11 protein-coding genes are annotated in these 7,355 nt (G+C 42.2%); all 11 read left to right on the plus strand.

Features of this window, described 5'->3' with window-relative positions:
- The coding region (locus tag PLE33_08935; protein ID HPS61365.1) for a hypothetical protein at window positions 1-591 on the plus strand (591 nt) is incomplete at its 5' end.
- Window positions 588-962: a hypothetical protein gene (locus PLE33_08940; GenBank protein HPS61366.1), complete on the plus strand. Its 375-nt coding sequence runs from the start codon at window positions 588-590 to the stop codon at window positions 960-962. The genes PLE33_08935 and PLE33_08940, both read left to right, overlap by 4 nt.
- Window positions 959-1,633, plus strand: coding sequence for a 1-deoxy-D-xylulose-5-phosphate synthase N-terminal domain-containing protein (locus PLE33_08945; GenBank protein HPS61367.1), 675 nt, complete (start codon window positions 959-961; stop codon window positions 1,631-1,633). The genes PLE33_08940 and PLE33_08945 overlap by 4 nt, the downstream gene beginning before the upstream one ends.
- The gene (locus PLE33_08950; GenBank protein HPS61368.1) at window positions 1,617-2,069 is read left to right on the plus strand and encodes a hypothetical protein; all 453 of its coding nucleotides are present in this window, start codon (window positions 1,617-1,619) and stop codon (window positions 2,067-2,069) included. The genes PLE33_08945 and PLE33_08950 overlap by 17 nt, the downstream gene beginning before the upstream one ends.
- On the plus strand, window positions 2,063-2,701 hold the full coding sequence (locus tag PLE33_08955) for a class I SAM-dependent methyltransferase (GenBank protein ID HPS61369.1): 639 nt from the start codon (window positions 2,063-2,065) through the stop codon (window positions 2,699-2,701). Before PLE33_08950 ends, PLE33_08955 begins: the two co-directional genes overlap by 7 nt.
- A gap of 49 nt (window positions 2,702-2,750) precedes the next feature.
- On the plus strand, window positions 2,751-3,374 hold the full coding sequence (locus PLE33_08960) for a hypothetical protein (GenBank protein HPS61370.1): 624 nt from the start codon (window positions 2,751-2,753) through the stop codon (window positions 3,372-3,374).
- Window positions 3,349-4,038 (plus strand): hypothetical protein, encoded by a 690-nt coding sequence (locus tag PLE33_08965; GenBank protein HPS61371.1) that lies wholly within the window; start codon window positions 3,349-3,351, stop codon window positions 4,036-4,038. Before PLE33_08960 ends, PLE33_08965 begins: the two co-directional genes overlap by 26 nt.
- Window positions 4,022-4,933: a hypothetical protein gene (locus tag PLE33_08970; GenBank protein ID HPS61372.1), complete on the plus strand. Its 912-nt coding sequence runs from the start codon at window positions 4,022-4,024 to the stop codon at window positions 4,931-4,933. The genes PLE33_08965 and PLE33_08970 overlap by 17 nt, the downstream gene beginning before the upstream one ends.
- Window positions 4,933-6,519: a hypothetical protein gene (locus tag PLE33_08975; protein ID HPS61373.1), complete on the plus strand. Its 1,587-nt coding sequence runs from the start codon at window positions 4,933-4,935 to the stop codon at window positions 6,517-6,519. Before PLE33_08970 ends, PLE33_08975 begins: the two co-directional genes overlap by 1 nt.
- Complete coding sequence (locus tag PLE33_08980) at window positions 6,519-6,842, plus strand: hypothetical protein (GenBank protein HPS61374.1); 324 nt, start codon at window positions 6,519-6,521, stop codon at window positions 6,840-6,842. Before PLE33_08975 ends, PLE33_08980 begins: the two co-directional genes overlap by 1 nt.
- A gap of 232 nt (window positions 6,843-7,074) precedes the next feature.
- A partial coding sequence (locus PLE33_08985; protein ID HPS61375.1) for a hypothetical protein occupies window positions 7,075-7,355 on the plus strand: 281 nt, incomplete at its 3' end.

The following is a 7,355-nucleotide window of genomic DNA, read 5'->3' on the forward strand; positions in this document are numbered from 1 at the left end:
AATATCGAGGACGCCGTAAGGGTCAAAAGACTTAATGACTATGACTGCACTATCGGGTTACAGATGGTCTTAGTCCCTGACTGTTTAGACCAAGTAATCCCCGAAGCTAAGTTTGCCATAGACACAGGCGTAGATTATTTCGTAATCAAGCAATTCTCCGACCCTGTATGTGAGGAAATGACGCAGTTTGATATGTCGTTCTATGACAAGGACAAGGTTAATTCAATACTCAAAGAAGCCGAAAGTATGTCCACTAAAGAAACACAGATTATCCCTAAGTGGAACATTATTCACTCAAAAGGGAGTATGCAGGGTAAGTGCGTAGATTTACCGCTTTTAATAGAGGGTTCAGGCACGGGAAAGTTTTACCCCTGCGGGTATCACTTTAGAAATCCCAAGTATGAGCTTGGAGACCTGACCAAACAAACTTTTCAGGAAATGGTTGAGAGTTTTCAATACTGGAAAGTAATTAAAGAGGTTCGGGATAATTTAGTTGTAGGTGCTGATTGTAAGGGTGCTTGCAGGCATTTACAGACAAACGCTTTTTTAAACAATTACTTAAATAAGCCGGAGCATATTAACTTTATATGATTAAGACCAACATAGATATGTCTTTGGGCGATGTGATTGACCGCCTGACTATTTTGACCCGCAAGATTTTCTTCGGGGAGGTTCAGGCACACAAAGAACATACAGCATTATCCGAAGGGTTAAGTAAGTTAGACATTAAACTGACCGGCGAACTCTTAAACGCAATCATTTGGATTACCCAGATGAACTTTGAGGTTTGGAACAGGGAAAACGGCTTTAGGCGGGGAGAAGAAATGACCGCCGAAGATGTCAAGAAAATGATGATTGAAGTTCGGGATATGAACAAAAGACGCATAGAATATCGTAACGAAATCAATCGGATTACCGGAACTGGATTTAAAGAGTTTAAAGTCAATCATAGGTCTCAATGAAATTAGAGGAATTAAGGCAAGAAGTTATGCGTGTGGCGGTAAAGAATAATAAAGGGCATATCGCTCCTTCTTTATCTTGCCTTGATATTTTGACTGTTCTTTATTACGAACCGGAATTTGAAAAAGATAAAGTCATTCTCTCGAAAGGACACGGGTGCTATGGGCTGTATGCTATACAGGCTGATAAGGGAGAAATTGCCAAAGAGGATTGGGAGGATTTTAATCTTCCTGGGTGCTTGGATGGCTTTGGGTCTTTGGGACACGGATTACCCATCGCCGTAGGGATAGCGTTTGGGAATAAGTTGCAGGGCAAAAAAGAGCATATATTTTGCATAGTCGGGGATGGGGAAATGCAAGAAGGCTCAATGTGGGAAGCATTAAACTTTTTACACCATTACGATTTGAATAATATCACCGTAGTCATAGACCATAACGGTCTGCAAGCTATGGACAAGGTAAACAATGTTCTTTCTCAAAGATTGTTTGACAGGTTAGTCGGCTGGGGATTTCTTCCGGGCAGGTGCGACGGACACGATTACGAGCAGTTAAAATACAGTCTTGAATATAGACCGCAGGTTTTAATTGCCGACACGGTTAAGGGTAAAGGGTTCCCTTATATGGAAGGCGTAGCCAAGTGGCACTATCGGGTTCCCAATGATAACCAGAGATGATGTCATAGACAATTTAATTCCTTATTTTAATGACCCTAGATATTACTTACTTGTGTGTGATATGGGTTTTGGCAAAGCTGATCGCCTGAAGGAACTTTATCCCGACAGAGTTATCAACTGCGGGATTATGGAGCAGGCAACGGTGGGTATTGCTTCCGGTTTAGCGGAAAGTGGTCTTATCCCCATAGTCTACTCCATAGCTTCGTTTTTAGTCTATCGGGCGTTAGAACAGATTAGGAATGATATAGTTTTGCGGGAAAAAAATGTCAAACTCATAGGCAATGGTTCGGGAGATTTCTTTAAATCATTGGGGGATTGCCACTGCTGTAAAGATGACGATATTCTCTTAATGGGCGTAATCGGTATGCCTGTCTATGACGGTAATCATTTCTATGAGTGGATTAATTCAAGCGAAGGGGGATATTTTAGATGTTAGTGGACATTATTTCATCTTTGCATAAATCAGGGGCAAGGAATTACTCCGAGCATAACGGAAAAGATAAACCCGCCTGTATGGACATCGCCCGTAAGTTCGGCAGGGATTTTTGGGACGGAAAAAGAAAATACGGCTATGGGGGGTATAAATACGATACCCGCTGGTATCACCCAGCCGTAGATATATGCCAAAGATATAACTTGAGCGATAGGTCGAGTATTTTAGATATTGGTTGCGGAAAAGGTTTTTTATTAAGCAACATTGAGGAATTGACACGATGTAAGGTCTCTGGTTGTGATATTTCCCAATATGCCTTACAGCAAAGCCCCCTAAAGAATACATTTAGGTTTGAGGCGGGGGTAGACAGAATTAAGGGGAAATTCGATTTAATACTTTGTATTAATGTTTTACATAACTTATTATTGCCGAATTTAAAACAAGCAATACAGCAGATTAATTCACATTCAAGAAACGCTTACATAGTGGTCGAGAGTTATCGCAACACCAAAGAACTTTGTAACTTACAGAATTGGGCGTTGACCTGCGAGCAGTTTTTAAGACCCGAAGAATGGGAGTGGCTATTTAAAGAGTGGGGGTATCGGGGGGATTGGGAGTTTATTTACTTTGAATAAACTGCTTACATTCTGTCCGTCAAGAATTAGACCCGACAGGATATTAGAAATGCTTGCTTCTTGGGATAGAACACGAAGCCCCTGGAATGACATTGTAATTTATGTGGCAGATGATGACCCCAGGTTAGAAGAATACAAAAAGAATTTAGCGGGTAGGAATTTAGTTATTGGTAAACGCAGGACAAAGGTGGAAGTGGACAATTATTGCACCACAGAACTTTATCCTGATTATGAATATTACGCAGAGATTAATGACGACCATATCTACCACACTAAAGAATGGGATAGGTTGCTTATCGAGGAAATTGAAAGGCGTGGGGGGTGGGGTTTCGCTTGCGGTAATAGTTCGGGTTTACCTTCTGGTATGGTTATTTCAGGCAATATTATTAGGGCTTTGGGTTATCAAACAACTCCGTTACTAGAACAATCTTACGGGGATAACTTCCACCAGGAATTAGGGGAAGCCCTGGGAATGTTCTATCGGGTTAACGGGGTAAGTATAGAACATAAGCATTGGGTATTTGGCAAAGCTAAGTTAGACGATAATTACGCAATGGTTACAAGCCGTGAACATATGGAAAAAGGCTTGGCTGGACTAAATGAATGGCGGGAAAAATACAAACAACGGGATATCGAAAGGATAAGAAATGCGTGTAGGGGCATTAATCCGTAGTTACCACTCTACACAATATTTGCCGTTAGTTTTAAAGCAATATAAATGGGTAGATAAGATAGTCGTTCTTAATTATAGGTTTATTAATGTTAAGCCGTCTTTGGATAACACCCAAAGGATTTGCAATTTATTCTCACACCCAAATTTAGTTTATGAACGGGGCAGGGGAGTAGAACAGCACGAGATTTTTAATCGGGGACTGGATTTACTGCAGGATTGTAATTTAGCGTTTATCGCTGACGCTGATGAAATCCTATTGCCATCCGATCAGGAAGAAATAACCAGGTTTATGTCGGACAGGCGGGGATTAATAGGTCAAGCTGATAGTGCAGCTTGCAAGATAATTGACTATAACGGGGATTTGTTTCACGCTTCTCCCCAGAGGGCTTATCCGGTAACGGTGGCGGTAGTTCCGCAGGTAGTCAGGTTTAACCATATTAGGAACATTAATAATAACAGGGTTAAGGTTTTTCCAGATATAACCCTACACCATTTAGGTTTAGTATTCCCCGAAGAAACAATTAAGTGGAAATCAGAGTGGGAATTTAAAGAGGAAGGACATTCACGGAATAAGTTATTAAAAGATTGGGGAGTTAGGCGGGAAGTGAAACCTCCGCAGGAATTGTTGAATTTTATAGGAGAATTGTATGAACAAAAACTTTAGCATTATAAAAACTAATATCGGGGCAGAAGTAGGAGATACAAGCACGGCTTTTGCTACTCTCTTAGGGAGGTTTGTTAACCGCAGATATTTTCAAATACTTCGGGCGATTAACTGGAAGAATATCCAACCGGATTATACTTTTGATACGGTAGTCGGAACACAGAGATATGTCTTACCTAACGATTTCGGTAAAGCGGTGTCTTGTAATGACATTACGAACTCAAGTGAAATAGGTGCTGTAAGTTTAGAGAGTATTTACTCTACCTATGGGAAAATTACCGACAGCGGAGAGGTAGAAAGATATGCGGTCTTAGAGGACACAATACAATCCCAGCCTACAAGTGCTTCTGTGTTGGCGATAGTTTCTTCTTCTGCTTCTGACACCTCACAGACTATATTTATTCGGGGTATTTCCGGTGGGATAGAAGTAACCGAAAGTGTATCTTTAACTGGCACATCTTCTGCTAATTCAGCCAATTCTTACACTAGAGTTAAATCTATTTCTAAAAGTGCGACTACTGCCGGAAGTGTAACAATTACCGCTAATTCAGCGGCAGTAACGGTGGCGACTATTGCGGCGGAAGAATTAATAACCAGATATAAGATTTTTATTGCTCACTATGTTCCTGCGGAAGTCATAACCATTGCTTTGCCCTATACGATTAAGCCCTTACCTCTGAACAATGACTATGATTATCCGGTCATTGATATTGCTGATTTGTTAGAAATTGGGGCAATGGCGGATGCTTGGAGATATAAGAAGTTTTTTAGCAAAGCACAGGCGTTGGAGATTATGTTTGCTCAACAGTTACAAGATTATATTTGGGAAAAAGAGAACGAGCCAAACGAAATTAAACAATTTGTTCCTCAAGGTTATTCAAGGGATATTTACTAATGAGCATTTATTCTGTTAGGCAATTAAGCCAAATTAGAACTCCAGATGACGCACCTTTGTTTGTCGTGCGTAGGGACTTATCAGGCGGGGTAAACTCCCGGCAGAACGGCTCTTTAATCGGCGAGACCCAAGCCACCGCCCTTTATAACGCTGACATAGGGACTGGCGGGGAGTCAAGCAAAAGACCGGGGTCTGTTTTAATCGGAAACGATGTTGGTAATGACTCGATTATCGGACTGCATAATTTCATTATTCAAGGGGCTACCGACCAGTTATTAGCTTACGAGGACACGACTCTTTGGAACTGGCTAGGTTCGGGTAACTGGACTTCTTTAAAAGCTGACTTCACTACTTCAACCGAGGTCGGGATTATCTCGGCAAAAGAAAGCGGACTAGCACCTGATGACATCGCAATCATTCAGAACGGAGTAAATAACGCCTTTAGATTAGACGCCGCCGGAAACTTTCAGGATTTAGGTTCTACTAGTGGGACAGGTTCGGACTCTCCGCCTAAGTCCACGGTAATGTGTTGGTATGGCAATATAGTATGGGTTCTTTTAAATGACTTGCTTTATTTCTCTGACGCCTACTCTGCCGATTACTCAACTGCTTTTGACACGGTGTCTAATTCTTTCCGTCTCCCCGTAGGAGCTGAAAGAGGACTAGTTGCAACTAGAGACACAGGCATTGTCGTAATGGGCGACCAAGCTATTTGGGGTCTTGCTCCTAGCTCGACTCCTTCAGCTACCGACAAACCTGAACCTTTAATCACTAATCACGGTGTAGTCAGTAAAAAAGGTTGGTGTCAAGCCGGAGACGACATCTATTACTTCGCCCAAGACGGTTTCAGGGCGTTAAAAAGGACTATTCAGGATAAACTTCAAGGCGATGAAAGACCGATTTCTTATAACTTAAAAGACGAGTTTGAGAGGATTAGCTGGGCGTATATCGAACGACTGTCAATGAAGTATTTTGACAATAAGATTTTTATCTCCGTCCCGACGGGTGCTTCGACTTTCGATACTTGGGTTTATTACACCGCAACTAAAGCATTTATGATTATTCAAGGGTGGTCGCCAAGATGCTTTGAGACCTACAAAATAGATGGAGAAGAAGGACTTTATTACGGCAAACAAGGTAATGGAGTCGTCTATCAGGCGTGGACTGGCTATACCGACGAAGGGACTACTTCGACCAATGGCACGGCGATTAACTTCCAAGAGGAAGGACGCAAAGAGGATTTAGATCAACCGCTAGTCAAAAAATCCGGCGGAGAGGTGGGAGTAAAAGCTAAATCCAGCGGGAACTTTGACCTTGAAGTATGGGCTTCATTTGATGATGCTCCTTATACGCTTTTAGGCACAATGAACTTATTAGGTTCATTCATTTCATTCCCCACGAATTTCCCTTTAATCTTTACTGACGCAACCATAATCAGAGAGAAGTTTCATTTAGACAGCTACGGCTCTTGGAACACTTGCAGAATCAAGATAGTCCACAACGACACTAACAGCACAAATGAAATCACAATTTATGAACGCTCGATAGTCAGTTATCCAGAGATTTACGAAACGGAGGTTCCATAGTGGCAAACATAGTCCTTACAAGGGGCGGTGACCTTCCCGACAACGCCGCAAAAGCAGATTTCCATAATCTAGTCGATAACGCAACCGCTACGATTGCGGACATTGTCAACGCTGACATTGCTTCCAATGCGGCTATCGTTGATACGAAGTTAGCGACTATCTCAACCGCAGGAAAAGTCAATGTCACGGCTCTGACCGCTACCAGTCAATCAAATGGAGATATTTGCTATTTCAACGGAACCTCTTGGGTCAGGTTAGGTATTGGCACAGCAGGACAAACTTTAACAGTCAACGCTGGGGCTACGGCTCCTACTTGGGCTTAATATGGCAAGAATAAAAATAATCAGAGGCACTAACTTATCTAACACAGCTACCAAGGCGGATTGTCATAATCTAGTTGACGGAGCTACGGCGCAAATTCACGACATTGTAAATTCAGAGTTTAAGTCCGATGCCGCTATCGTAGACACAAAGTTAGACACGATAAAAACCATCGGCAAAGTCAACCTAACAGCCCTTGTGTGTGCAAGCCAAGTAGCAGGGGATATTCTCTATATGAACAATGCCGGTCAGGTAGTCCGTCTTCCAATCGGCACAGCAGGACAGAAGTTAAGAGTTGGAAATGTGCAGATGGATTATTTTGAATATGCTACCGACCTATTAGCTCAAACTGCCTATGCTTCAAACTCCAATAGTGCGGGGACGGGTGGGACGATTACAACCGTAGGCAATGATGTAGTTCACGCTTTTACGAGTTCAGGAACATTCACGCCTTTATATACAGGCACAGTAAAAGTTTTAGTAGTAGGCGGTGGTGCAGGGGGGGCTTCGGGTGG

The organism is Candidatus Cloacimonas sp. (assembly GCA_035403355.1).
Taxonomy (GTDB): Bacteria; Cloacimonadota; Cloacimonadia; order Cloacimonadales; family Cloacimonadaceae; genus Cloacimonas.

Coding starts and splice junctions, on each gene's coding strand:
- PLE33_08940 (HPS61366.1), top strand. CDS start 588: ATGATTAAGACCAACATAGATATGTCTTTGGGCGATGTGATTGACCGC.
- PLE33_08945 (HPS61367.1), top strand. CDS start 959: ATGAAATTAGAGGAATTAAGGCAAGAAGTTATGCGTGTGGCGGTAAAG.
- PLE33_08950 (HPS61368.1), top strand. CDS start 1,617: ATGATAACCAGAGATGATGTCATAGACAATTTAATTCCTTATTTTAAT.
- PLE33_08955 (HPS61369.1), top strand. CDS start 2,063: ATGTTAGTGGACATTATTTCATCTTTGCATAAATCAGGGGCAAGGAAT.
- PLE33_08960 (HPS61370.1), top strand. CDS start 2,751: ATGCTTGCTTCTTGGGATAGAACACGAAGCCCCTGGAATGACATTGTA.
- PLE33_08965 (HPS61371.1), top strand. CDS start 3,349: ATGCGTGTAGGGGCATTAATCCGTAGTTACCACTCTACACAATATTTG.
- PLE33_08970 (HPS61372.1), top strand. CDS start 4,022: ATGAACAAAAACTTTAGCATTATAAAAACTAATATCGGGGCAGAAGTA.
- PLE33_08975 (HPS61373.1), top strand. CDS start 4,933: ATGAGCATTTATTCTGTTAGGCAATTAAGCCAAATTAGAACTCCAGAT.